Raw genomic sequence first — 24,254 nt, forward strand, 5'->3', positions numbered from 1 at the left:
GTGGCACTCAAACCCAAAGGCACCGTGCCCTTCGGCCCGTACGAGACCTGGTACCAGGTCACCGGTGACCTCCAGTCGGAGCAGCCCGCGCTCGTCGTCGTCCACGGCGGGCCCGGCAGCACCCACGACTACCTCAAGAACCTGAAGGAGCTGGCGGCGCACACCGGTCCGGTCGTCCTGTACGACCAGCTCGGCAACGGCGGCTCCACCCACCTGCCCGACAAGGGGGCCGACTTCTGGACCCCGGAGCTGTTCGCCGACGAGCTCGAAAACCTCGTCACGCGGCTCGGCATCGCCGGCAACTACGTCCTGTTCGGGCAGTCCTGGGGCGGCCTCCTCGTCACCAAGTACGCGGCCGCCCGCCCGGCCGGCCTGCGCGGCCTGGTCATCGCCAACGCCCCGGCCTCGTACCCGCTGTGGCTGGAGGAGGCGCAGCGGCTGCGCGCCGACCTGCCGCCCGGCGTCAACGAGACGCTGCTGCGCCACGAGGCCGCGGGCACCACGGACAGCGACGAGTACCACAACGCGATGCGCCCCTTCTACGAGAAGCACGTGTGCCGGCTCAAGCCGTGGCCGCGGGACTACCTGGCCTCGTTCTACGAGGTCTACAACGACCCGACGGTGTACTACGCGATGAACGGCCCGAGCGAGTTCCACGTCAACGGCACCCTCAAGGACTGGTCGGTCGTCGACTACTGCCCGCAGGTGGCCGTGCCGACGCTGCTCATCTCCGGACGCCACGACGAGGCGACCCCGGCGACCGTGCAGCCGTTCCAGGACCTGATCCCCGACGTCCGGTGGGTGATCTTCGAGGAGTCCAGCCACCTCCCGCACCTGGAGGAGCCGGAACTGTTCCAGCAGGTCATGAGGGAGTTCCTCGGCTCCCTCGCGAAGGAGAAGGAGGCGGCGGGCCATGGAGTCGTCTGACCGCTTCGCCGACCGTACGGGCGGCGCCCTGGTCTTCCCCGGCATGGGCCCCGTCCCCTTCGCCGAGGTCGCCAAGTTCATGCTGGTCAACCCGTTCGCCCGCAAGCTCTTCGCGGAGGCGGACGAGGTCCTCGGCTACTCGCTCTTCGAGCGGTTCAAGCAGGCCGAGGGCGACTACTCCGAGGCCGCCCAGGTGGCGTTCCTCGTGAACTGCCTCGCGCTCGCCCTGTGGGTGGAGCACGAGTTCGACGAGCAGCCGGCCTTCTGCACCGGCCTGAGCTTCGGCGAGAAGGCCGCGGCCGTGCACTCCGGTGCGCTGTCGTTCGCCGACGGGGTCCGCTTCACGGCACGGTTCGCCCACACGCTCGACGCGTACTTCGCCGAGGAGCACCCGGAGGAGGTCGCCACCCAGTCCTTCGCGCGGACCCCGCGCGCCCGGCTGGACGAGGTGCGGGCCGAGCTGACCGAGCAGGGCGAGTGGCACGACGTCACCTGTGTCGTGGACGAGGACTTCGCGATGCTCACCCTGCGCAAGTCCCGGCTGGAGTGGCTCCAGCAGCGCCTGCGGGCGCTGGGCGGCATGCCGCTGTACGTCATGGAGCCGCCGCTGCACTCGCCCGCGTTCGGCGGGCTGCGCCGGCGGGTCGAGGAGGAGGTCCTGGCGGGGCTGTCCTTCCGTGACCCGCACCTGCCGGTCGTCGCCGACCAGGACGGGGCGGTGCTCACGACGGGCGAGCAGGTACGGAACCTGCTGCTCGACGGCTGCGTCCGGCCGGTCGACTGGCCGGGCGTGCTCGGCTCCCTGCGCGACAAGGGCGTCGGAACCCTCTACGTGGCCGGGCAGGACGCCCTGTTCGGCCGGGTGGGGGCGGCGACCCGCAACTTCAAGGTCGTACCCGTCAATCCGCGGCTGGCCATGCGGCCGCGCCGCCGGACCGCGACCGCCGCCTGAGGGCGGCGGCCGCGGCCGCGGCGGCGCGGGCTCCGCTGCCGGTCAGCGGTTGGCTGCCTCGGACATCTTGCCGATCTGCTCCCACAGCACCGCGGGGGTGGCGAAGGTGTCCAGGGACAGCGCCTCGTCCACGAACCGGACGTCGTACGCCTGCTCCAGGGACCCCAGGAGCTCGACGACCCCGAGGGAGTCCAGTCCCACGGCCCGCAGGTCGGTGTCTGCCTCAAGCGGTTCGTCCGCACTGAGGAACGGCAGGTACTCCCGCAGCAGTTCCTCGAAATTGTTGTCCCAGCCCTTGTCCCAGCCCATGGTGACCCCAGTCTGTGTCGGTTGACGATTCCCAAGCACATGACGCTAGGACGGCCGAGGAGACCCCGGGAACCCCGGCCGGACCCCTAACCCGCGACGCACTCACACATCTCTTTCGGAACCTTCGGAGTGATCATGTCTGACACCAAGCGCCAGGCCTTGTACGAGCGCTTCCGCCGCGGGCTGGCCCTGTCCCCCGACCGCCCCGCCCTGCGGATCGGCGCCGAGTCGTACACCTACCGGGAGCTGCACGAGCAGGCCCTCACCTGGGCCGGCTCCCTCGGCTCCGCCAAGGTCGTCGGCGTCCTCGCGGGCAAGAGCGTGACCGCGTACGCCGGCATCCTCGGCGGGCTGTACGCGGGCGCCACCGTCGTCCCCCTGCACCCCGACTTCCCCGCCGTCCGCACGGGCCGCATGCTCGAACTCTCCGCCGCGGCGGCCCTGATCGTCGATGACCAGGGCCGGGCCGCGCTGGGCGACGTCGATATCCCCCTGGTGGTCCCGGACCCGGCTCTCGCCCTCACGGAGCCCCGAGCGGTCGATCCGACGGACGTGGCCTACATGCTGTTCACCTCGGGCTCCACGGGCCGCCCGAAGGGCGTGCCGATCAGCCACGGCAGCACGCACCACTACTTCGAGCTCCTCGACGCCCGCTACGGCTTCACCCCCGAGGACGTCTTCACCCAGACCTTCGACCTGAACTTCGACTGCGGCATGTTCGACCTGTTCTGCGCCTGGGGTGCGGGCGGCGTCGTCGACGTCGTACCGCCGAGCGCCTACCTGGACATGCCGGCCCACCTCGAAAAGCGCGGGATCACGGTGTGGTTCTCCACCCCCAGCGCGATCGGCCTCATCCGCCGCATGGGCGGCCTGAAGCCGGCAGCCCTTTCCACCCTGCGCTGGAGCTTCTTCGCGGGCGAGGCCCTGCGCGTCCAGGACGCCGCCGACTGGCAGGCCGCCGCGCCCGGCTCGACCCTGGAGAACATCTACGGGCCGACGGAGCTCACCGTCACCATCACCGCGTACCGCTGGGACCCGCAGACCTCGCCCGGCCAGGCGGTCAACGGCCTGGTCCCGATCGGCGCCGTCCACGCGGGCCACGACCACGTCCTCCTCGACGAGGAGGGCGCCGAGACCGAGGTCGAGGGCGAACTGCTGATCACCGGGCCCCAGATGGCCACCGGCTACCTCGACCCGCAGGACGACGGCGGCCGCTTCGTCGAGCGCGAGGGCCGCGTCTGGTACCGCACGGGGGACCGGGTCCGCCGGCTGCCCGGCGGCGACCTGATCTACCTCGGCCGCCTGGACTCCCAGGTCCAGGTCCAGGGCTGGCGGGTCGAGCTCGCCGAGGTCGACCACGCCCTGCGCGCCGTCGAGGGAGTGGAGGACGTGGTCACGGTCGCCCGCCCGGTGGACGGCAGCACGGAACTGGTCGTCTTCTACACGGGGGAGATCCAGCCGCCGGCCTCGCTGGCCCGCAGTCTTCGCGAGGTCCTCCCGCACGGCATGCTCCCGCGCCGCTTCGAACACGTCCCGGAGTTCCCCCTGAACTCGAACCGCAAGGTGGACCGCCCGGTCCTGGCGGCCCGAGCCGAATCCCTCCCCACCCCCCGCCGCCGCGCCGCCTGACACCCCCCGCACCCCTCCTCCGGCCCCACCGGCCCCCGCCCGGTGGGGCCGTTCGCCTGCCGGTGACGTCCACGCCGCTAGGGTGGCAGGGCATGTGCCGGCCCGAGGAGCAGAGCAGAGGATGATCACCCAGATTCGGATCGACGGCTTCAAGTCCTTCCGCGACTTCAACCTTGACGTGCCGCCGACGCTCCTCCTGCTGGGCCCGAACGGCGCCGGGAAGTCGAACCTCTTCGATGCGCTGCGCCTGGTGGCCGGCACGGCCGACCGCGGTTTCGAGGCGACGGTCCGCGAGGACCCCCGGCTGTCTCCCGGCGGGCTCTTCCACCGGGGCGCCGAGGAGCCGGCCCACACCCTCACCATCATGGTCGGGATGCTGGTCGCCTCCCAGGACGGGCCTCTCCCGGTCCGTATCCGTCTTCGCGTGGGGCGTACGCCCAACGGGCAGGTGGGAGTGCTCAGGAGGAGCGCCATCTGGGTCAGCAGCCTCGACGAACCCGGGTGGATGACCAGCGTGGGGCTGGACGGGGCCGCGCGGACCGCCGTCGAGGAGGCGCGCTCGGCGTTCCTCGCGCGTACGCATGCCGTGGACTACGTGCCCTTCCAGGGAAACATCGGCCCCGCTTGGGATCCGCAGGCCCTGGCAGAGTCCGGGGACGAGGACGAGGGCGGTGAGGAGGACGCCGAGGACGGCCGGGAGAGGTACGCCGAGGACTTCAGGCCGGCGCCGGGCGCCGAGCTGCTGGCGCTGGCCGCCCGCGAGTGCGCCTCCTGGCAGCCCTTCGTCCTCGATCCGGCGGCGTTGCGCGCGCCCACGGCTGCCCTCGCCACCGGCAGGACCACCCCGGACGGAGGCAACCTGGCGGCGGTTCTGCACCGCATCAAGGACGAGTCGCCGGGAAACTGGAGGCGGTTCGTCGGCGACCTGGCCGCGCTCGTCGACGGGGTGCGGGACATCCGGCCGCTGTACGACCGGCGCCGGGACGAATACGACTTCGAAGTCGAGTTCGGCAACACGGGCTGGATCAGCCCGCCCGCCCTCTCCGACGGCACCCTGCGGATGGCGGCCCTGCTCGCCGCCGCCGCGGATCCGGCCTGGCCGGGCGGGATGTGCGTGGAAGAGATCGAGAACGGGATGCATCCCGAGCACGTCGCCGATCTCGTACGCAGGCTCACGCGCGGCGCCGGGGTGACGGTGGACGCTTCCGCCGCCGTCCCGTACCGGCAGCTCATCGCCACCACACACTCCCCGGCCCTGCTGGCAGCCCTCCGCGGCGACCTCTCCGGCAGCCTCGTCTTCATGGAGCAGGCAGACCGGGTCGATCCGCAGAAGCAGAGTGCCGTCCGCACGACCGTCGCCCGACCGCTGCGCGGCTTCGACCCGGAGCGGGACCCCGGCGAGACGGTCTCACCTGAGCAGGTGGAGCGGCTGCTGCGGAACCTGGGCCGGGGGGCGTCGTGACGCACAAGTACAGGCCGCTGACACCGGGGCTGCTCGTGGAGGGCAGCGACGGGCCCTACTTGGCGAGCCTGGTCCAACGCCAGTTGGACCGGCTGATCCATCAGTACAGCTCGCGGACCGTGGAGGTCCTGCGGTGCGAGGTGTCCGCCGTACGCACGAACGACAAGCCGGAGCGGGTGCTGCGCGCCGCCGAGGTACTCGCCCGGGACTGCGACGTGGTCTTCGTCCACGGCGACGAGGACGCCCGCGAGGAGCGCCTCAAGCTGGTCGCCGAGCTGGAGCAGCGCCGGGGGCTGGCCCCGCGGGCCGGGGTGCCGGTTCCTCTCGTTCCGGTGCTCATGACCGAGTCGTGGATGCTGGCCGACCGGAAGGCCCTGGAACAGGTCGTCGGCGCCGAACCCCTGAAGGCGTACCCGTACACCTCGCCCTCCGCGCTGGAGGGGCACGTCACGATGAAGGGCAGCAAGGAGAAGCGCAACCCCAAGCAGGTCTGGAAGGCCCTCCTTGGTCCGGAGGGCCGCGAGGTGCTGAGCGACCGCGCGGAGCTGCTCGTGCGACGCACGAACCTCGACGTGCTCGAGCAGCTCCCCTCGTACCGGAAGTGGTGCGAGGACACCGCACGGGCCCTGCGGACGCTGAACTTCCTGTAGGGCGCTCGCGCGGTGCGAACAACGGCCGGCCGCCCGGGCGGTCAGACCTGGGCCGGTGCGGGGAGGGGCTCCAGGCCCATGGGGAGGTCGCCTCGGGAGGTGATCTGGAGTTTGCGGTAGACGCGGGTCAGGTGCTGTTCGACCGTGCTGACCGTCAGGTAGAGCTTCGCCGAGATCTCGCGGTTCGTCAGGCCCTGGGCCGCCAGGGTGGCCACCCGCTGTTCCGAGCTGCTGAGCCTTGCCGTCGTGGCCGCCCCCGGAGCCTCCGCCGGCGCGCGGTCGCGGTCGCGGGTGGTGGCGGCCGCGGAGGGGGTGGCCAGGGGGGCGTCGGGGAGGATCTCCCGGCACAGGGCCGTGGCCTCCGCCTCCTTCGCCAGGTTCCACGCCGAGCGGACCATCGCGCTGCCCTTCGCCGCCGACCCGTCCGCCTGCAGCGCCCGGCCCAGCTCCGCCATCGCCCGCGCCGCCTCCACCCGGTCCCCGGAGCGGTGCAGTGCCTCGACCGCCTGCCCCAGGACGGCCGCACGCCGCTTGGGGTCGCCGGCCAGTGCCTTGATGCGGAGCGAGACGCCCCGTACGTACGGCCGCTGCGCGTCGGGCAGGGCGAGCTGCTGGAGGGCGAGCTGCTCGGCCCGCGCCCCCTCGCCCAGCCTCAGCAGTGCCTCCGCCGCGTCCGTGCGCCACGGCAGGAACGCCGGCCGGTCCACCCGGCCGTCCTCCATGAGCCGCCCGGCCTCCAGGAAGTCCGCGAGCGCCGCGTGCGGCTGATTGACCGCCAGCCGGTACAGGCCGCGGGCCCGCAGGAACGCCAGCCCGTGCAGTCCGGTGAGCAGCCCCTTCGGCACCTGCCGGTCGGCGAGCCGGGAAGCCTCCGTGAAGCGGCCCATCGCGGTGCACGCCCGGATCAGCACCGCCGCCGGCGCGCACGGGAAGCTTCCGCCGCGCTCCGGCAGGGCCTCCAGCGCGGCCGTCGCGTGCGTGTAGGCCCCCCGCAGATCGCCCATCCGCAGCAGCGCCTCGGCGTGCAGCGCGGCGAACACCGCGCTCCAGCCCGGGGCCTGGCAGCGCCGGGCCTCCTCCAGCAGGTTCCGGCTCCACGGCACGGCCCGCTCGGGGTGCTCCGAGCAGATCAGCGACCGTACGGCCTGGGCGAGCGGCGCCACCGTGGCGTCCGTCAGCCGGGCCGAGTGCAGCAGCCGCTCGCCCACCGCCGCCGTGGTGTCCACCAGCGTGTCCAGGGGAGAGGCGGCCGGCTCGCCGACGGCGGCCGGCAGCAGGGCGGCGGCCTCGGTGAACTGCCCCTGCGCGAGCAGCAGCCCGGCCAGCGGCTGCACCTGCTCGGCGTCGAGCAGCCCGTCCCGCGCCTCCTCCAGCAGGGCGCCCAACCGCCGCTCCGCGGCGGCCGGATCGAAGCGCGCCGTGATCTGCGCGAGCCGCACCCGGATCCCGCGTTCGGCGTGTTCGTCGCCCCGCCCCTGCGCGGCGAGCTCCAGCAGCCGCGCCGCCTCGCGCGCGTCGCCCCGTACGAGGAGTTCCTCGGCCGCGTCCCGCAGTACGGCCACCTCCGCCGGACCGCAGTCCAGGGGCCGGCCCTCGGCGCGGGCCGCCAGCAGGTGACCGGCCACGGCGAGCACCGGCCCGCGGTCCTCGCCCAGTACCCGGGCGGCTTCGCGGTGCAGCGCGGTCCGGAGCTGCGGATCGCACTCCTCGAGGGCCGCGGCGCGTGCGGCGGGGTGGCGGAACGCCAGGCCCTCCAGCGGGCCCTGCTGCTCTCCCGGGGCCTCCAGCAGTCCCGAGGCTTCCAGCGCGGCCAGCCCTCGGCGGGCCGCCGCCGCGTCGAGGCCGGCCAGCCGGGTGACCCGGGCGGCGGTCGCCTGCTCGCCGAGCAGCGCCGCGGCACGGGCCAGCGCGAGCGCGTCCGGCCCGCTGCGGCGCAGGCACGTCGCGACGGCCTGGGCGAACGGCCCGCCGGGCTCGGGGGAGGGGAACGAGGAGGCGCAGGGCCCGGCCGCAGCCGCCTCGGGAGCCTCCCGCCCGGCCGCCTCCTCGACGAGCGCGCGCAGCAGCAGCGGGTTGCCCCCGCTGATCCGGTGCAGCTCGGCGGCCTCGGCGGCGGCGTTCGAGGCAACGGCGTTCGCGGCGTGGGCGGATCCCTCCCGCCTGCCCCGTACGAGGGCCACCTCGGCCGCCGTCAGCCGCTCCAGCCGCATCCGCCGGAAGTGCGGCTGGCGCATCAGCTCGGTGGTGAACGCCGGGTCCTGCGCCGGTGCGTGCGCCGCGCCGGCGACCACGACGAGCACCGGTGCGGTACGCGCGTGCCGGGCCAGGTACTGCACGTACTGCAACGACTCGCGGTCGGCGTACTGGACGTCGTCGACGCAGAGCACGACCGGGCAGTCCAGGCTCAGTTCGCGCAGTTCCGCGCAGAACGCCTGCATCGCCTCGACCCGCGAGGGCGCGCCCGGGCCCTCGGAGGGCCGCGGCAGGGCGAAGACCTGCTCGCTGTTGACCAGCTGGCGCAGTACGCCGAGCGGCACCTGCTGCTCCTCGGGCGCGCCGACCGCGTACAGGACCAGTGCGCCGGCCGCCGCAGCCCGCTCGGCGACGAGGTCGACGAGCGCGCTCTTCCCGCATCCCGTGCCGGCTTCGATCAGAACGATCCGGGACCGCCCCGCGACGCAGTCCGCGAGTGCCGTCTCCAGGAGTTCGATTCCGGCTTCCCTGCCCGTCAATGTCATAGCCGCCCCCGCGATCTGAAGGTCCACCCACCGGTCCATCGACCGGTCCACCCGCCTCTGACCCAGGACAGGATGGATCCCGCGTGCTACAGAGCAGGTCGAGGAGAAGCGGAGATCAGGACGGAAACCGGCCAGGACGGCGTGGGAGGCCGCTTCAGGGCGCCGGCTGTACGCACAGCAGACCGGCGTCGCGCATTTCCTCGACCCAAATGTCGAGATCGGCCCGCGCGTTTTCCGGTGCGGTGTTCCACAATTCGGCGAGCACATCGGCCGCGATTCCCGCATCGCCGTCATGGCGGCGCAGCAGAATCCACATGGCGGTGCCCACCGGGCCGCACCGGAACCGCCCCGGTCCGGCGGCGGAACCGCCGCCGGGACCGGCAGCCGGTCCCGCCGCGTACGCGGCGTGGAGCTCCAGACAGCCGTCCGCGTCCACGGAAGCGGCGACCACACCAGGCGTCGGTCGGACGCGCACGGCCACCTCCACTGCCGGATCCGAGACGTGTCGGCACCAGCCGATCGAGGACACCTCAAGCTATGGGGGAACGCCCGCCGGATCCATGGCGGGCGCCGCACTCTGGGGTGGCGGCTTCCGCCGACCCCCTACGGAGGGGTGAAGGCACCCGGCCGGAGATAGGGGGAGCGCGGCCGCCGCGGGACCGGTGGTTCCGGCGGAATACCATCCCCATTCCGGCGGAAAAGGCAGTACGTGTCCGGCGCCGCCCGGGCGGTCAGCTGGGCGGCACCCGAAATCGCCGGACCAAACCGGATCGCGTCCGCTTGGCCGAATTGCGTGCGGGCTGCCGGTCGAAAGGAACGGTGAAAAACCGGGTGCCCGGAATTGATCGCCTTTTCCGTCCCGCCCCGACCGTTTCTGCACCGGTTCTCCACCCGTCCTCAAGTGGCCCTGGACGTGCTCGCGGGTCCCTCCGCGCCGGGGAGCGGGCCGCGGGCCGAGTGCTGGTGCGGCCGCTCAACGGGCGGTCGAGTCTGACGCGATCGCGGTTCGCGAGGCTGACCCCTGTCCTGCTCATCCTCGGAGGTACCAGGTGAATCCGCCCACGCCCGTCATCACCGACGCCGTCCCCAGCCAGAGCGGGACAGGGTCCAAGGAAGGCCCCAAGGAAGTACGCCGCCTCGACCGGGTGATCATCCGTTTCGCGGGTGACTCGGGTGACGGCATGCAGCTCACGGGTGACAGGTTCACCTCGGAGACGGCGTCCTTCGGAAACGACCTCTCCACGCTGCCGAACTTCCCGGCCGAGATCCGTGCCCCCGCCGGCACCCTGCCGGGTGTCTCGTCGTTCCAGCTGCATTTCGCCGATCACGACATCCTGACGCCGGGCGACGCCCCGAACGTACTGGTCGCGATGAATCCGGCGGCGCTGAAGGCGAACATCGGGGACGTTCCGCGCGGGGCCGAGATCATCGTCAACACCGACGAGTTCACCGACCGCAGCATGACCCGCGTCGGCTACGCGAGGTCCCCGCTGGAGGACGGCTCCCTCGACGCCTACCAGCTGCACCCGGTGCCGCTGACGTCCCTGACGATCGAGGCGCTGAAGGACTTCGGGCTCTCCCGCATGGAGGCCGGCCGCAGCAAGAACATGTTCGCGCTGGGCCTGCTGAGCTGGATGTACCACCGCCCGACGGAGGGTACGGAGGCGTTCCTGCGGCAGAAGTTCGCGAAGAAGCCGAACATCGCCGAGGCGAACGTGGCGGCCTTCCGGGCCGGCTGGAACTTCGGCGAGACGACCGAGGACTTCGCGGTCTCGTACGAGGTCGCCCCGGCGACCCGGGCCTTCCCGGCCGGCACGTACCGGAACATCTCCGGGAACCTGGCCCTGTCGTACGGGCTGATCGCGGCGAGCCGGCAGGCCGATCTGCCGCTCTACCTGGGCGCGTACCCGATCACCCCGGCCTCGGACATCCTGCACGAGCTGAGCAAGCACAAGAACTTCGGCGTGCGGACCTTCCAGGCCGAGGACGAGATCGCCGGCATCGGCGCGGCGCTCGGCGCGGCCTTCGGCGGCGCGCTCGGCGTGACCACCACCTCCGGGCCCGGAGTCGCGCTCAAGTCCGAGACGATCGGGCTCGCGGTCTCGCTGGAGCTGCCGCTGCTGATCGTGGACATCCAGCGCGGCGGCCCGTCGACGGGGCTGCCGACCAAGACGGAGCAGGCGGACCTGCTGCAGGCGATGTACGGGCGCAACGGCGAGGCCCCGGTGCCGATCGTGGCCCCGCGGACGCCCGCCGACTGCTTCGACGCCGCACTGGACGCCGCGCGGATCGCGCTGACGTACCGGACGCCGGTGTTCCTGCTGTCCGACGGGTACCTCGCGAACGGCTCCGAGCCGTGGCGGATCCCGGACGTCGAGGAACTCCCCGACCTGCGCGTCCCGTTCCAGACGACCACGAACCACGTACTGGCGGACGGCACCGAGGTGTTCTGGCCGTTCAAGCGCGATCCGCTGACGCTGGCCCGCCCGTGGGCGGTGCCGGGCACGCCCGGGCTCGAGCACCGCATCGGCGGCATCGAGAAGCAGGACGGCACCGGCAACATCTCGTACGACCCGGCCAACCACGACTTCATGGTCCGCACCCGCCAGGCCAAGATCGACGGCATCCTGGTCCCGGACCTGGAGGTCGACGACCCCGACGGCGCCCGCACCCTCGTCCTGGGCTGGGGCTCCACCTACGGCCCCATCACCGCAGCCGTCCGCGAGCTCCGCACGGTCGGAGAGGCCATCGCGCAGGCCCACCTGCGCCATCTCAACCCCTTCCCGAAGAACCTCGGCGAGGTCCTCGGGCGCTATGAGCGCGTGGTCGTCCCGGAGATGAACATGGGCCAGCTCGCCCGGCTCCTGCGCGCCGACTTCCTCGTCGACGTCATCTCCTTCACCCAGATCAACGGCATGCCGTTCAAGGCCGGACAGCTGGCCGACGCCATTCAGGAGGCGAACCGTGGCCAGTGAGCTCCTCAACCTCGTGCCGAAGGCCGAGGCCAAGCAGTCGATGAAGGATTTCCGCTCCGACCAGGAGATCCGCTGGTGCCCCGGGTGCGGCGACTACTCCGTGCTCGCGGCCGTGCAGGGCTTCATGCCCGAGCTGGGACTGGCGAAGGAGAACATCGTCTTCATCTCGGGGATCGGCTGTTCCTCGCGTTTCCCGTACTACATGAACACGTACGGGATGCACTCGATCCACGGCCGCGCCCCCGCCATCGCCACCGGGCTGGCCACCTCGCGCCGCGACCTGTCGGTATGGGTGGTCACCGGAGACGGCGACGCGCTCTCCATCGGCGGAAACCACCTGATCCACGCCCTGCGCCGCAACGTCAACCTCAAGATCCTGCTCTTCAACAACCGGATCTACGGACTGACCAAGGGCCAGTACTCGCCCACCAGCGAGGTCGGCAAGATCACCAAGTCCACCCCCATGGGCTCCCTCGACGCCCCCTTCAACCCGGCGTCGCTGGCGCTGGGCGCCGAGGCCACCTTCGTGGCCCGCACCGTCGACTCCGACCGCAAGCACCTCACCGAGGTACTGCGCGCCGCCGCCGACCACCAGGGCACGGCACTGGTGGAGATCTACCAGAACTGCAGCATCTTCAACGACGGCGCCTTCGAGGTCCTGAAGGACAAGCAGACCGCCCAGGAGGCGGTGATCCGCCTGGAGCACGGGCAGCCGATCCGCTTCGGCGCCGACGGCCACAAGGGGGTCGTGCGGAACCCGGCCACCGGAGACCTGGACGTGGTGGACGTGACGCCGGAGAACGAGTCGGCGATCCTCGTCCACGACGCCCAGGCCAAGTCCCCGACCACGGCCTTCGCGCTCTCGCGCCTCGCCGACGCGGACACCCTCCACCGGACCCCCATCGGGGTCTTCCGCGACGTCGAACGCCCCGTCTACGACACGCTGATGGCCGAGCAGCTCCAGGCGGCCGTCGACAGCAAGGGCAAGGGCGACCTGGCCGGCATCATGGCCGGCGGCGACACGTGGACGGTCGTCGCCTGACCGGCCCTCTGCTGACGGTGGAGGCCGTACGGGTACCCCGTACGGCCTCCTTCGGGAGCCCCCGGCCGGGCTCGCCGGGACGCGCCGCCGGTCGGCGGTGTCCTTCGGATCAGGCCGGGGCCACCCGCCGGAGGCGGTTCAGACGGCCGTCCGGCCTACGGGCGTCAGGTCCATCGGGAGGTCGCCGCGTGAGCTGATCCGGAGCTTGCGGTAGACGCGGGTCAGGTGCTGCTCGACGGTGCTCACCGTCAGGAAGAGCTTCGCGGAGATCTCCCGGTTGGTCAGCCCCTGCGCCGCCAGCGTCGCCACCCGCTGCTCCGAACCGCTCAGCTTGGCCCCGCCGGCCGCCGTTCGACCGCCCGCCTGCGCCCGGTCGCGTACGGGCGGGGTCAGGGGAGCGTCCGGGAGGATCTCCCGGCACAGGGCGACGGCCTCGCTGTCCTTGGCGAGGTTCCAGGCGTTGCGGATCATGGTGTTGCCCTTGGAAGAGCCCTCGGACTGGAGCGCGCGGCCGAGGTCCGCCATGGCGCGGGCCGTCTGGACGCGGTCGCCCGAGCGGTGCAGCTCCTCGACGGCCTGGCCCAGCAGGGCGGTGCGCCGGCGGGGTTCGCCGGTGAGGGCGCGCAGGCGCAGGGAGACACCGCGTACCCAGGGGCGCCGCGCGTCGGGGTGGGCGAGCTGGTCGAGGACGAGCTGCTCCGCCTGCCGGGCCTCGCCGAGGCGCAGCAGGGCTTCGGCGGCGTCGGTGCGCCAGGGGAGGTGGGCGGGGCGGTCGATGCGCCAGTCCGCCAGGAGGCGGCCGGTTTCGAGGAAGTCGGCGAGTGCGGCGTGGGGCTGGTTGACGGCGAGTCGGTGCAGGCCGCGGGCGCGCAGGTACGCCGGCCCGTGCAGGCTGGCCGGCAGCCGCGGCGGCAGCTGGCGGTCCGCCAGCCGGGAGGCCTCGGTGAACCGGCCCATCGCACTGCAGGCCCGGATCAGCACGGCCGTCGGGGCGCAGTGGAAGGCGCTGCCGGTCCGGTCGGGAAGGGCCTGGAGGGCGGCGGTGGCGTGGGCGTGGGCCCCGGTGAGGTCGCCGAGGCGGAGCAGGGCCTCGGCGTGGAGGGTGCCGAAGAGCGAGACCCAGCCGGGCGCCCCGGCCCGCTCGGCCTCCTCCAGCAGCTTGCGGCTCCAGGAGACGGCGCGGTCGGGCTGGTCGGAGGCGGTCAGCGACCGTACGGCCTGGGCGAGCGGCGTGACGGTGGCATCGGCCAGCCGGGTCCCCTGCAGCAACCGTTCACTGACGGCCGCGGGCGTATCGAGATCGGTGTCGAACGCCGCCCCGCCGCCGGTGGTGGCGCCGGGGCCGGGGGCGGCGGAGGCTGCGACGGCGCCGGAGGCGTCCAGTCCCGCGGCTTCGCCGATCCGCCCCTGCGCGTACAACAGTGCGACGAGCAGCCGGGTGTGCTCGGTGTTCGGGGTGCCGGAGCGGTGGGCTTCGAGCAGGGCGGTGAGCTGGCGTTCGGCCGCCGCCGGGTCGAAGCGGGCCGCGACCTGGGCCAGGCGCAGTCGGATCCCGTGGGAGGTGTGCGCGTCGGCGCCTGCCCGGAGGGCGAGTTCGAGGAGGCGCGTGGCGAGGCGGGCGTCGCCCTGGACCAGCTGTTCCTCGGCGGCCTCGCGCAGCACCTCGATGTCGGCGGGGTCGCCGTCGGCGGGGCCGTCGGCGGCGTGGTCGGCGGCCGCGGCCAGCAGGTGCTCGGCGACGGTGGTGGCGGGCGCGCCGTCCTCGCGCAGCAGCCGGGCGGCCCGGCGGTGCAGGTCGGCGCGGGTCGCGGGGGCGGTGTCCTCCAGTACGGCGGCCCGCGCGGCGGGGTGCCGGAAGCGGGTCCCGTCGGGTCGGCCGCCGTCGTCGGGCCGGCCCGAGGCTTCCGGCCACCGCGAAGCCCCGGGCTCGCCGGAGCCCGCCGCCCGCCCCGAAGCTTCCGGCAGGCCGGGGGCGTCCGGCCGGCCTGCGGCCTCGTACCAGCCTGGGTCCTGGTGCCGTCCCGCGGTCTCGTACGGGCCGGGGGCGTCCGGCCGGGCCGCTGTCTCCACGAGGCCCGCGGCTTCGAGGGCGGCCAGGGCCCGACGGGCGGCCGCCGCGGATCCGCCGAGGAGGCGTACGACCCGTTCAGGGGTGGCCTGTTCACCGAGTACGGCCGCGGTACGGGCCGCCGCGAGGGCGGTGGGCCCGGTGCGGTGCAGGCAGGTCGCGACGGCCTGGGCGTACGGGCCGCCCACCGCGGGAGCGGGAGCCTGCCCGGCCCCGATCCCGGCCCCGATCCCGGCCCCGGTCTCCTCGACGAGGGCCCGCAGCAGCAGCGGGTTGCCCCCGCTGATGCGGTGCAGCTCGCCGACGGACAGGAGCCCGCCACCGCGCGCGAGCCCGTCGGCCGCCGGGAGCCCGGTGTTCGGGGCGAGCCCGCTGCTCGGCGTGAGCTCGCCGTTCGAGGTGAGCCTGTGGCTCGCCGTGGGCCTGTTCGGGATGAGCTTGTCGGTGGGCGTGAGCCCGCTGTCCGGGGCGAGCCCGACGGTTGGCGTGAGCCGGCCATTCGGCGTGAGACCGGTGTTCGGGGCGAGCCTGTGGGTCGGCCCGAGCCCGCTGTCCGGGGCGAGCGTGTCGTTCGGCGTGAGCCCGGTGCTCAGGGTGAGCCCGCCGAACGGCGTGAGCCAGCCTTCCGGAAGGTGCCCGTCGGGCGGCGTCAGCCCGCCGTTCGGTACGGGTGTGCGGGTTCGCTCGGGCTCGTCGGTCGGCACGAGGGGTACGGGCGGCCGGACTCCGTCCGTCGGGCGGAGGGCGGCGAGGGCCGTGGTCACCTCGGTGGGGGTGAGGCGGTCCAGGCGCAGGCGTGCGAAGTGCGGCTGGCGCATCAGCTCGGTGGTGAAGACCGGGTCGAGGTCCTCGGCGTGCGGAGTGCCGGTCAGCACGGTCAGGACGGCCGCCGTTCGGGCGTGCCGGGCCAGGTACTGGAGGTACTGGAGGGACGCGCCGTCGGCGTGCTGGATGTCGTCGACGACGAGCACGACGGGGCGCTCGGCGCCCAGCTCCCGCAGCCGCGCGCAGAAGGCCTGCATGGCCTCCACCCGCGCGGGCGGCGCACCCGAACCGTCGGCGGCGGACACGGGCAGGGCGAAGCCCTCCTCGCCGTGGGCCAGTTGACGCAGCACGCCCAGGGCCACGTGGCGCTCCTCGGGGGAGGCGACCGCGGTCAGGACCAACGCCCCGGCCCGGCGCGCCCGTTCGGCGGCGGCGTCCGCGAGCGCGCTCTTGCCGCAGCCCGTGGCGCCCTCGGCCAGCACGATCCGCGCGCCCCCCTCGGCGCACTCCGCGAGCGCCGTGTCCAGCGCTCCGATCACCGCTTCCCTGCCCACCAGCGTCACGCGTGCCCCCGTCATCGAAAATCCACCCCTCACCCTGGCCAGGGTCGAAGCCGCGCCTACAGGGGTGGTCGAGCGCAGCCGGAGCAAAAAGACCCCAGGCCGTCCGGGGTGGCCCCCGCCTACAGAGCCTGCCCCGCAAACCGGACCGGACCGCACCGGGCCGCCGCGCCCCGGTGCGTCAGTACGTCCGCACCTCGGGCGCCCCGCGTCCCACGCTGCCCGCCGCCGGACTCCGCGGGCTGGTCCCGCCCGCCCCGGAGGGGGGACCGGCCTCGCGGCACCCGGCTTCGGCCCGGGCGCCGGTGGTGTCCCCTGCCCCCTGCGGGCGGCTCGTCGCGGGTCCCGAGCCCGGCCCCGATCCGCCGGACACACCAGGGGGAACCCCCTGTTCCGCAGGGGTGCCTTCCGAGCCGGCACCGGCGGCGTCAGCCGCTGGCACGACCCGGTACCGATCGTTCCGCGGCGCGGTCTGTGGTGCTTCTCAAGCGGACTTCGAGGATTTCTCGACCCGCGGCGCCGAGCGTGACAGCGCCACGTCACCGCCGCCGCCAGCGGAAACACCTGCCACGAGAGGGCGATGCCGATGCCGATGGAAGAACCCCGATGCGATGCCGCGCAGCGCGAGCGCATCACGGCGCCCGTCCACGTGACCGGCCCCGCCGGCCCCTGGGACGCGGTACGGGAGGGCATGGCCCGGCGCGGTAACGCCTCCGTCCACACCACCTGGGGCGAATGGCTCACCGCCGCCCTCGCGGAGCCGGCCCTGCGGCCCCTCCTCGGCCGGGACTGGCAGCGCTACCGCCACACCACCGACCCGACCATCCGGTTCCGCTTCGTCGCCTCCCGGCTCGCGGTCCGGTACACGGCCGCCGCCGCCCTCGGGACCGACCCCGCCAAGCTGGACCTCTCGTACAAGCCCGGCGGGCGCCCGTACCTGCGCGGCCTGGACCAGATCGACCTGAGCCTGACCCACACGGACGACCTGATCGCGGTCGGCATCAGCCGCAACGGCCGCATCGGCATCGACACCGAACCCGCCGACCGCAGGCTGGCGTTCTCGCTGCTCCAGAACCAGGTGTGCACCGAGGCCGAGCGCGCCGAGCTCGCCGCCCTCCCCGAGGCGGAGCAGAGCGCCGGCATGCTGCGCCTGTGGACGCTGAAGGAGGCGTACACGAAGGCCCTGGGCCAGGGTCTGCGGATGGGTTTCTCCGAGTTCGGATTCGCCGCGGGGGGTACGGGCGGCACCGGTCTGCTCGCCCCCGACGGCACGCCCGCCGCCCACGGGGAGTGGGCCTTCGGCACCTACCCCGTCCTCGGCCGGTACCTCGTCAGCGTCGCCTGCCACGACGCGGGACTCGACCCGTCCCGGGACACCTCCGTGTCCACCATGCTCGACGAGGGATTCGTCGCGATGGTGTCGGGGCTGCTGGACCCCGTCTGACCCCCCGCTGCCCCCCGTCTGACGCCCCCCGGCCGGGAGCTCGACCCGCTCCCGGGCCGGAATCAAGCCAAGCTGTAGCGCCCACGGTGAAGCTGGGCGACGCGACACCGGCCGGACCCGGTGCCTCTGTGTCGAAAGGGCCCGTATGAGCATCGTCGAGGAAAGACCACTGGAGACCGTACTCGCGCCGGACTCCCGACCCGCGGCTCCGATCTCCCCGCGCCGGGAGGAGACCCGCTTCGCCTCCCTGCGCGAGCGCACCGCGGAACTGTACGCCGTACGGGCGCTGGCCGAGGCCGGCCCGAGCGAACGCGCCACCGCGGCCCAGCACTCGAAGGGCAAGCTGACCGCCCGCGAGCGGATCGAGCTGCTCTTCGACGAGGGTACGTTCAACGAAGTCGAGCAGCTCCGCAAGCACCGCGCCACCGGCTTCGGCCTGGAGGACAAGAAGCCGCACACGGACGGGGTCGTCACCGGCTGGGGCAAGGTCCACGGCCGCACCGTCTTCGCGTACGCCCACGACTTCCGCATCTTCGGCGGCGCGCTGGGCGAGGCGCACGCCGAGAAGATCCACAAGCTGATGGACCTGGCCGAGGCGGCCGGCGCCCCGATCGTGGGCCTGTGCGACGGCGCGGGCGCCCGTATCCAGGAGGGCGTCACCGCGCTCGCCGGCTACGGCGGCATCTTCCAGCGCAACGTCCGCAACTCGGGCGTCATCCCGCAGATCTCCGTGATCCTGGGTCCGTGCGCCGGCGGCGCCGCGTACTCGCCCGCCCTCACGGACTTCGTCTTCATGGTGCGCGGCACCTCGCAGATGTTCATCACCGGCCCGGACGTGGTCCAGGCCGTGACCGGCGAGGCCGTCACGATGGAGCACCTCGGCGGGGCCGACAGCCACGCCGGCGCCTCGGGTGTGGCGGCGTTCGCGTACGACGACGAGCAGAGCTGCCTGGAGGACGTACGCCACCTCCTCTCCCTGCTGCCCTCCAACAACCGCGAGCTCGCCCCCGCCGGCGGCCTCGAGGACCCGGTGGACCGGCGCTGCGAGAGCCTGCTGGACCTGGTCCCGGCCAAGCCCACGCAGGGTTACGACATCCGTGACCTCATCACGGAGGTCGCGGACGACGGGGACTACTTCGAGATCCACGCCCAGTGGGCCCAGAACGTCGTCTGCGCGCTGACCCGCCTCGGCGGCCACGTCGTCGGCATCGTCGCCAACCAGCCGGCCCACCTCGCGGGCGTCCTGGACATCCAGGCCTCCGAGAAGGCGGCCCGCTTCGTCCAGTTCTGCGACTCGTTCAGCATTCCGCTGGTCACGCTGATCGACGTACCCGGCTTCCTGCCGGGCGTCGACCAGGAGCACAACGGCATCATCCGGCACGGCGCGAAGCTGCTGTACGCGTACTGCAACGCCACCGTCCCGCGGATCTCGCTGATCCTGCGCAAGGCCTACGGCGGCGCGTACATCGTCATGGACTCGCGGTCCATCGGCGCGGACGTGGCGCTGGCCTGGCCGTCGAACGAGATCGCGGTGATGGGGGCGGAGGGCGCGGCGAACGTCATCTTCCGGCGCGAGATCAACGCCTCGGACGATCCCGACGCCACGCGGGCGCAGAAGATCAAGGAGTACCAGACCGAGCTGATGCACCCGTACTACGCGGCCGAACGCGGCCTCGTCGACGACGTCATCGACCCGGCCGAGACGCGTGCGCGGCTCATCTCCACGCTCGACATGCTGCGTACGAAGCACACGCAGCAGCCGAGCCGCAAGCACGGGAACGTCCCCCTGTGACCGCCCCCGCGCCGGCTCCGGGCCCCACCCCGGACGCCGCCGGCGACACCTTGGCCCTCGCCCTCGCGGCCTCGATCCGCATCACCAAGGGCAATCCGACGGCGGAGGAGGTCGCGGCCCTGGCCGTGCTCCTCACCGCCCGGATCCGGCTCCGGAACGAGGCGCAGTCCTCACAGACGGAGGCTCGGGTGCACAAGCTGCCCCTGCGCTCCCGACCGTCCTTCATCGCGCCGGGCGCCTGGGCCTCGTAGGCCCTCACCCACCGCCCGCCCCCCACACGAAGGACGATCCCGCACGCCGCCCGGCCACCCCCCCCCGGCCGGGCGGTCGGCGGCATGCCCGGGGCACCCCCTCCCGACCCGGGCATGCCGCACTCCCCCCCCGGCATGCCGCACCCCCTCCGGCAGGCCCCCACCCCGGCACGCCGCACCCCCCAGGTCAGCCCCGCTCGACCAGCGCGGCGACGCCGTCCAGGATCCGCTCCAGCCCGAAGTCGAGCGGATCGCCCGGGCGGGGGGCGAATGCCCCGCCCGCGATGGCCGCGGTCAGTGCGGGGAACCGGTCGCCGTGCCGCGCCCACACGTCCGCCGTGAGCCGGGCCCACTCCTCGCGGCCCTCCGCGTCGTCGTCGACGAGCTGCTGCGCCAGACCGCGCACGTGCCCGACGAGCAGCAGGAAGGCCGCGTGCTGCTGTGCGTACGGGAGCCCCGTCTCCGACAGCGCGGCCAAGGCCGAGTTGATCCAGGCCAGTTGGCGGGGCCCCATGAGCTGTCGGCGCATCCCGGTGGCGGTCACCATCCACGGCCGGCGCCGGTACTCCTGCCAACACGCCCGCGCCCACACCTCCAGCCGAGGCCGCCAGCCTCCCGCCACGGCGGTGACGTCCGGCGCCGGCCCGAAGGCGGCGTCGACCATCAGGTCGAGCAGTTCGGCCTTGCCGGGGACGTAGCGGTACAGCGCCATGGTGGTCACGCCCAGGCGCGCGGCGACGCTCTGCATCGACAGTACGTCCAACCCCTCCTCGTCGGCGATGGCGAGCGCGCTGTCCACGATGCGCCCGACGCTCAGCGAGGGCTTCGGTCCGCGCTTGGGCTGCCCCTGCTCGCCCCACAGGAGCGCCAGGCTGACCGCCGGATCGCGCTTCTCGTCCCTGCTCCTGGCCATGGGGCCCGCTCCTCGGATCGCCGTGCGCGCCGGACCTGTTGACGGTGCGCCACAGAACTGTATATAACATAAACGCAATCGCTTATCGCATACACAGTTTCTGCCGCCGTCCGAGGAGTCCCGATGCTCGCCGAAGCCGTCGCCACCGTCCCCGTACTCCTCGCCGCGCCGGTCGCCGGCCTGCTCGGCCACCGCGCCGTGCGCCGCGCGCGCAGCGCCCGGCTCCTGCGCATCGACAGCCCGAACGGCATCGACGAGCAGGGGTTCGTCCGGATCGGCGGCATCGAGCAGTGGATCTCGATCCGCGGCGAGGACACGGCCAACCCGGTGCTGGTCGAGATCCACGGCGGCCCCGGCGCCTCCCACTCGATCTTCGCCGCGCGTACCCGCTCCTGGGAGAAGCACTTCACGGTCGTGCGCTGGGACATGCGCGGCGCGGGCAAGACCTTCGGCCGCTCCGGCCCGCAGGGGCAGGGCGAGATGAGCTTCGCCCGGCTGTACGAGGACGCCCTCGACGTCACCCTTTACGCCCGCCGCCGGCTCGGCGCCGACCGGGTCGTCCTCGTCGCGAGCTCCCTGGGCAGCGTCTTCGGCCTGCGCCTGGCCCGCAGCCACCCCGAGCTGTACTCCGCGTACGTCGGCACCGACCAGAACATCCTGGACGCCGGCCGCGACACTTCCGTCCACGAGGCGCTCCTGGCCCGGCTGCACGCGGCCGGCAGGCACAAGGACGCGGCCGCGGCGCGGGAGACGGGCGGCGACCCGCACCGCCTGACCGCCGGTCAGCGGGCCGCGTACGACAAGCTGACCGTGGCCTCCGACCCCCTGACGCTCGACACCCTCAAGCGGGTCGTGCTGGGCTCGCTCTGGTTCTCCCCGCTGCACTCACTGCGCGAGATCGGCCGGTACTTCGCGGGCATGAAGTTCTCCGCGCGGCTGACCCCCGGCCTCGCGGCCTTCGACGACCGCGCCGACGGCACGCACTTCGAGGTGCCGTTCTTCGTCTTCCAGGGCGACCGCGACGTCATCACCCCGCCCGGGCGCGCCCGGGCCTTCTTCGACGAGGTGGAGGCCCCGGTCAAGGGGTTCGCCCTGATCGAGGACGCGAGCCACTTCGCGGCGTTCCGCCACCCGGACCGGTTCCTGGACCTCATGCTGACCCGGGTCCGGCCGGTGGTGGCCGGGACGGGGGCCGCAGCCGGGGCCGACGCCGTCGTCATCGCCCAGGTCGGGCCGGTGCACGGACGCTGAGCGGCGGCCCGGCCCCGGCCGCCCCGGCCCCGGGGGCCGGAGCCCGTCAGACCAGTCCGCGCGGGGGTGGGGAGACGTGGAAGACGAAGGACAGGGCCTCCACCGTGGAGCGGGCCGCCGCGAGCGCCTCCTCGCCTGCGCGCCGACCGGAGCCTGATGCCCACGGCGGTCGAGGAGGTCCTGCGGTGGACCTCGACCGCCACCCACATCATGCGGACCGTCACCGAGCCCGTGATGCTGCGGGAGCGCCAACTCGAACCGGGCGACCGGGTCGTCATGTGGACCCCTTCCGCGAACCGGGACGAGCGCTACTTCGAGAACCCCGACGTCTTCGACATCGCCCGCCGCCCCAACCGGCACCTCGCCCTGGGAGCCGGCGAGCACTTCTGCATGGGCGCGATGATGACCCGTACGGAGATGCGGATCCTGTTCACGGAACTCCTCGACTCCGTGCACTCCATCGAACAGACCGGGCCCGCGGTACCGCTGCGCTCCATCGTCGTCAACGGACTGGAGAGCCTCCCGGTGAGGATCACCGCCACATGAGCCTCATGACGATCCTGGCCCTCACACCGCCGGCGCCGCCGGAGCCCCGCCGCCGTCCCGCCCCGGGGCGCCGTCTCCTCAGCCGAGGACGGCGGTGGCTTCGATCTCGACCAGGTGCTCGGGCACGTCGAGGGCCGCGACGCCCAGCAGGCTGGCCGGGGCGACGGGGGTGACGCCCAGCTTCGCGCTCGCCCGGGCGACCCCCTCCAGCAGCAGCGGCATTTTGTCCGGGGTCCAGTCGACGACGTACACGGACAGCTTCGCCACGTCCGCGAACGAGCCGCCCGCCCCGGCCAGGGCGGTGGCGATGTTGAGGTAGCACTGTTCGACCTGGGCGGCGAGGTCGCCTTCGCCGACAGTCGCCCCGTCGGCGTCCCAGGCGACCTGCCCGGCGACGAAGACCAGCTTCGAACCGGTCGCGATCGACACCTGCCGGTAGACGGGGATCTCGGGCAGCCCGGTGGGGTTCATAAGGGTCACGGCCATGATGCAAAGCCTCCTGGTCACGCTCTCTTGTGGTTACCCAGGAACCGTAGGAGAGTGGCCGGTGACATGGAAGAACGCACTTTTCGGTGACTGGGGAACCTGATGGTGACCAAGCAGCTCGGCGGCGTACCGCGCGATGAAGCGGACGTGCGGCGCGCCGACTCCCTGGGCCGGGAGATCTTCTCCGGCATCGCCAACAAATGGGCGCTCCTGATCATCGAAGCCCTCGGCGACGACACCCTGCGCTTCGGCGAGCTGCGCGACGAGGTCGAGGGCATCAGCCACAAGATGCTCACCCAGAACCTGCGCATGCTGGAGCGGTACGGGCTGCTGCGGCGCACGGTGTACCCCACCGTGCCGCCGCGGGTCGAATACGCGCTCACCGAGCCGGGCGCGGCCCTGCGCGAGACGATCGACGGCCTGTGCGACTGGACCCACCGGTACGTCGGCGAGATCGAGGCCTCGTGCCGCCGCTTCGACGCCGGCGCGTAGCGCGTCAGGAGCGGTGGTTGCCGTGGTTGCCGTGGTGGTCGGCGATCGCCTCGGCCGACGCCCGGTGCGCGACGGCGGCCAGGACGGGGTTGGTCACGCGGTAGTAGTGCTCCGCCGTGAGGCCGAAGCGCAGGGCCCAGCCGCGTCCGCGGGCCCAGGTCGCGTCGTCCACGCCCGCCGCCTCGCGGAACACCTCGCGGGTGTCGGCGGACAGCAGGGTCCAGGCCGCCATCACATCGCACGCGGGGTCGCCCACGCCCACGCCGCCGAAGTCGATGACCGCGCTGAGCCGGCCCTGGTGGCCGAGGAGGTTCCCCGGCAGCAGGTCGCCGTGCAGCCAGACGGGCGCGCCCTCCCACTGCGGTACGCGAACGGCCGCCTCCCACGCGGCGGTCGCGGCCTCCGCGTGCAGCGTGCCGTCGGCGCCCAGGTCCCGGATCGCCGCACGGACCTCGTCATCGGCCGTACCCACCGGCCCGCCCCGGAACGACCGCGGTGCGCCGTTCGTGTCGATGCGCCGCAGCGCCGCGACGAAACGCCCCAACTCGGCTGCGGCAGCGTGCAGTTCGGTGAGCGGTTCGTCGAAGAGGTTCGCCCCGTCGAGCCAGCGGTACACCGACCAGGCGAACGGGAACCCCTCGCCCGGAACCCCCTGCCCCAGCGGCACGGGTACGTCCAGCGGCAGGTGCGGGGCGAGGTGCGGCAGCCACCGCTGTTCCTTGCCGACCTGGCCTTCGGCCTCGGCGATGCGGGGCAGCCGTACGGTCTTGTCCGTGCCCAGCCGGTACATGGCGTTGTCGGTGCCGGCCGAGCGCACCTTCCGTACGGGCAGCCGTGCCCACTGCGGGAACTGCGCCGCGACCAGCCGCTCGACGAGGGCCTCGTCGATGTCCACCTCGTCGGCATGCATCTTCGTGTTCGTACCGGACATGGAGCGGAACGTACCCGCCGGACAGGTGGCCCTGCCAAGGGTTTTCTTCCGGCCGGGCAGCACCGACCCCC

20 protein-coding genes are annotated in these 24,254 nt (G+C 73.2%); 13 read left to right on the top strand and 7 right to left on the bottom strand.

The window, feature by feature from the left end:
• Entirely contained in the window at nucleotides 1–927 is a 927-nt protein-coding gene (locus ACFXGI_RS31385) for a proline iminopeptidase-family hydrolase (RefSeq protein WP_384713985.1), read from the top strand.
• Nucleotides 914–1,879 (top strand): ACP S-malonyltransferase, encoded by a 966-nt coding sequence (locus ACFXGI_RS31390; RefSeq protein WP_384713988.1) that lies wholly within the window; start codon nucleotides 914–916, stop codon nucleotides 1,877–1,879. Before ACFXGI_RS31385 ends, ACFXGI_RS31390 begins: the two co-directional genes overlap by 14 nt.
• Nucleotides 1,880–1,921: 42 nt before the next feature.
• On the opposite strand, the gene ACFXGI_RS31395 is transcribed toward ACFXGI_RS31390, so the two are convergent.
• Nucleotides 1,922–2,188, bottom strand: a complete 267-nt coding sequence (locus ACFXGI_RS31395) for an acyl carrier protein (protein ID WP_331742766.1) — start codon at nucleotides 2,186–2,188, stop codon at nucleotides 1,922–1,924.
• 135 nt (nucleotides 2,189–2,323) lie between these two features.
• Here ACFXGI_RS31395 and ACFXGI_RS31400 point away from each other — a divergent pair, with 135 nt between their 5' ends.
• The 3 genes from ACFXGI_RS31400 to ACFXGI_RS31410 all read left to right on the top strand — a co-directional run bounded on the left by ACFXGI_RS31400 (nucleotide 2,324) and on the right by ACFXGI_RS31410 (nucleotide 5,929).
• Nucleotides 2,324–3,817 (top strand): AMP-binding protein, encoded by a 1,494-nt coding sequence (locus ACFXGI_RS31400; protein ID WP_384713991.1) that lies wholly within the window; start codon nucleotides 2,324–2,326, stop codon nucleotides 3,815–3,817.
• A 121-nt stretch (nucleotides 3,818–3,938) separates the two neighbouring features.
• Complete coding sequence (locus ACFXGI_RS31405; RefSeq protein WP_384713994.1) at nucleotides 3,939–5,279, top strand: AAA family ATPase; 1,341 nt, start codon at nucleotides 3,939–3,941, stop codon at nucleotides 5,277–5,279.
• Nucleotides 5,276–5,929 (top strand): hypothetical protein, encoded by a 654-nt coding sequence (locus ACFXGI_RS31410; protein WP_384713997.1) that lies wholly within the window; start codon nucleotides 5,276–5,278, stop codon nucleotides 5,927–5,929. Before ACFXGI_RS31405 ends, ACFXGI_RS31410 begins: the two co-directional genes overlap by 4 nt.
• Before the next feature lie 41 nt (nucleotides 5,930–5,970).
• Here ACFXGI_RS31410 and ACFXGI_RS31415 read toward each other — a convergent pair whose 3' ends face one another.
• Both ACFXGI_RS31415 and ACFXGI_RS31420 read right to left on the bottom strand, forming a co-directional pair.
• Nucleotides 5,971–8,667, bottom strand: a complete 2,697-nt coding sequence (locus ACFXGI_RS31415; RefSeq protein ID WP_384713999.1) for an AAA family ATPase — start codon at nucleotides 8,665–8,667, stop codon at nucleotides 5,971–5,973.
• Between the two features lie 154 nt (nucleotides 8,668–8,821).
• Entirely contained in the window at nucleotides 8,822–9,154 is a 333-nt protein-coding gene (locus ACFXGI_RS31420; protein WP_384714002.1) for a PqqD family protein, read from the bottom strand.
• 583 nt (nucleotides 9,155–9,737) lie between these two features.
• Between ACFXGI_RS31420 and ACFXGI_RS31425 the strand changes: the two genes are divergently transcribed.
• Entirely contained in the window at nucleotides 9,738–11,642 is a 1,905-nt protein-coding gene (locus ACFXGI_RS31425; protein WP_384714059.1) for a 2-oxoacid:acceptor oxidoreductase subunit alpha, read from the top strand.
• A gap of 40 nt (nucleotides 11,643–11,682) precedes the next feature.
• A complete protein-coding gene (locus tag ACFXGI_RS31430) occupies nucleotides 11,683–12,684 on the top strand; it encodes a 2-oxoacid:ferredoxin oxidoreductase subunit beta (RefSeq protein ID WP_384714062.1) in 1,002 nt (333 codons plus the stop codon).
• Nucleotides 12,685–12,822: 138 nt separating this feature from the next.
• Here the strand turns inward: ACFXGI_RS31430 and ACFXGI_RS31435 are convergent, their stop codons facing one another.
• Nucleotides 12,823–16,095: a BREX system ATP-binding domain-containing protein gene (locus tag ACFXGI_RS31435; RefSeq protein WP_384714005.1), complete on the bottom strand. Its 3,273-nt coding sequence runs from the start codon at nucleotides 16,093–16,095 to the stop codon at nucleotides 12,823–12,825.
• 574 nt (nucleotides 16,096–16,669) lie between these two features.
• Between ACFXGI_RS31435 and ACFXGI_RS31440 the strand changes: the two genes are divergently transcribed.
• The 3 genes from ACFXGI_RS31440 to ACFXGI_RS31450 all read left to right on the top strand — a co-directional run bounded on the left by ACFXGI_RS31440 (nucleotide 16,670) and on the right by ACFXGI_RS31450 (nucleotide 19,564).
• Nucleotides 16,670–17,521: a 4'-phosphopantetheinyl transferase family protein gene (locus ACFXGI_RS31440; RefSeq protein ID WP_384714008.1), complete on the top strand. Its 852-nt coding sequence runs from the start codon at nucleotides 16,670–16,672 to the stop codon at nucleotides 17,519–17,521.
• 145 nt (nucleotides 17,522–17,666) lie between these two features.
• Nucleotides 17,667–19,313 (top strand): acyl-CoA carboxylase subunit beta, encoded by a 1,647-nt coding sequence (locus ACFXGI_RS31445; RefSeq protein WP_384714011.1) that lies wholly within the window; start codon nucleotides 17,667–17,669, stop codon nucleotides 19,311–19,313.
• On the top strand, nucleotides 19,310–19,564 hold the full coding sequence (locus ACFXGI_RS31450) for an acyl-CoA carboxylase subunit epsilon (RefSeq protein WP_384714015.1): 255 nt from the start codon (nucleotides 19,310–19,312) through the stop codon (nucleotides 19,562–19,564). Before ACFXGI_RS31445 ends, ACFXGI_RS31450 begins: the two co-directional genes overlap by 4 nt.
• A 187-nt stretch (nucleotides 19,565–19,751) precedes the next feature.
• Here ACFXGI_RS31450 and ACFXGI_RS31455 read toward each other — a convergent pair whose 3' ends face one another.
• Nucleotides 19,752–20,477 carry a TetR/AcrR family transcriptional regulator gene (locus ACFXGI_RS31455; RefSeq protein WP_384714018.1) on the bottom strand — a complete coding sequence of 242 codons (726 nt, stop codon included), beginning with the start codon at nucleotides 20,475–20,477 and terminating at the stop codon, nucleotides 19,752–19,754.
• Between the two features lie 123 nt (nucleotides 20,478–20,600).
• Between ACFXGI_RS31455 and ACFXGI_RS31460 the strand changes: the two genes are divergently transcribed.
• Both ACFXGI_RS31460 and ACFXGI_RS31465 read left to right on the top strand, forming a co-directional pair.
• Entirely contained in the window at nucleotides 20,601–21,728 is a 1,128-nt protein-coding gene (locus tag ACFXGI_RS31460) for an alpha/beta fold hydrolase (protein WP_384714021.1), read from the top strand.
• A 66-nt stretch (nucleotides 21,729–21,794) separates the two neighbouring features.
• On the top strand, nucleotides 21,795–22,274 hold the full coding sequence (locus ACFXGI_RS31465) for a cytochrome P450 (RefSeq protein ID WP_384714024.1): 480 nt from the start codon (nucleotides 21,795–21,797) through the stop codon (nucleotides 22,272–22,274).
• A gap of 78 nt (nucleotides 22,275–22,352) precedes the next feature.
• On the opposite strand, the gene ACFXGI_RS31470 is transcribed toward ACFXGI_RS31465, so the two are convergent.
• Nucleotides 22,353–22,760, bottom strand: coding sequence for a RidA family protein (locus ACFXGI_RS31470; RefSeq protein ID WP_384714027.1), 408 nt, complete (start codon nucleotides 22,758–22,760; stop codon nucleotides 22,353–22,355).
• A gap of 102 nt (nucleotides 22,761–22,862) precedes the next feature.
• Between ACFXGI_RS31470 and ACFXGI_RS31475 the strand changes: the two genes are divergently transcribed.
• Nucleotides 22,863–23,252, top strand: a complete 390-nt coding sequence (locus ACFXGI_RS31475) for a winged helix-turn-helix transcriptional regulator (protein WP_384714030.1) — start codon at nucleotides 22,863–22,865, stop codon at nucleotides 23,250–23,252.
• 4 nt (nucleotides 23,253–23,256) lie between these two features.
• Here the strand turns inward: ACFXGI_RS31475 and ACFXGI_RS31480 are convergent, their stop codons facing one another.
• Nucleotides 23,257–24,183: an aminoglycoside phosphotransferase family protein gene (locus tag ACFXGI_RS31480; RefSeq protein WP_384714033.1), complete on the bottom strand. Its 927-nt coding sequence runs from the start codon at nucleotides 24,181–24,183 to the stop codon at nucleotides 23,257–23,259.
• Nucleotides 24,184–24,254: the final 71 nt, after the last annotated feature.

This window comes from Streptomyces sp. NPDC059355 (genome assembly GCF_042752335.1).
Lineage (GTDB): Bacteria > Actinomycetota > Actinomycetes > Streptomycetales > Streptomycetaceae > Streptomyces.

Coding starts and splice junctions, on each gene's coding strand:
- ACFXGI_RS31475 (WP_384714030.1), top strand. CDS start 22,863: ATGGTGACCAAGCAGCTCGGCGGCGTACCGCGCGATGAAGCGGACGTG.
- ACFXGI_RS31395 (WP_331742766.1), bottom strand. CDS start 2,188: ATGGGCTGGGACAAGGGCTGGGACAACAATTTCGAGGAACTGCTGCGG.
- ACFXGI_RS31445 (WP_384714011.1), top strand. CDS start 17,667: ATGAGCATCGTCGAGGAAAGACCACTGGAGACCGTACTCGCGCCGGAC.
- ACFXGI_RS31415 (WP_384713999.1), bottom strand. CDS start 8,667: ATGACATTGACGGGCAGGGAAGCCGGAATCGAACTCCTGGAGACGGCA.
- ACFXGI_RS31400 (WP_384713991.1), top strand. CDS start 2,324: ATGTCTGACACCAAGCGCCAGGCCTTGTACGAGCGCTTCCGCCGCGGG.
- ACFXGI_RS31460 (WP_384714021.1), top strand. CDS start 20,601: ATGCTCGCCGAAGCCGTCGCCACCGTCCCCGTACTCCTCGCCGCGCCG.
- ACFXGI_RS31405 (WP_384713994.1), top strand. CDS start 3,939: ATGATCACCCAGATTCGGATCGACGGCTTCAAGTCCTTCCGCGACTTC.
- ACFXGI_RS31435 (WP_384714005.1), bottom strand. CDS start 16,095: ATGACGGGGGCACGCGTGACGCTGGTGGGCAGGGAAGCGGTGATCGGA.
- ACFXGI_RS31430 (WP_384714062.1), top strand. CDS start 11,683: ATGAAGGATTTCCGCTCCGACCAGGAGATCCGCTGGTGCCCCGGGTGC.
- ACFXGI_RS31480 (WP_384714033.1), bottom strand. CDS start 24,183: ATGTCCGGTACGAACACGAAGATGCATGCCGACGAGGTGGACATCGAC.
- ACFXGI_RS31455 (WP_384714018.1), bottom strand. CDS start 20,477: ATGGCCAGGAGCAGGGACGAGAAGCGCGATCCGGCGGTCAGCCTGGCG.
- ACFXGI_RS31470 (WP_384714027.1), bottom strand. CDS start 22,760: ATGGCCGTGACCCTTATGAACCCCACCGGGCTGCCCGAGATCCCCGTC.
- ACFXGI_RS31390 (WP_384713988.1), top strand. CDS start 914: ATGGAGTCGTCTGACCGCTTCGCCGACCGTACGGGCGGCGCCCTGGTC.
- ACFXGI_RS31440 (WP_384714008.1), top strand. CDS start 16,670: ATGGAAGAACCCCGATGCGATGCCGCGCAGCGCGAGCGCATCACGGCG.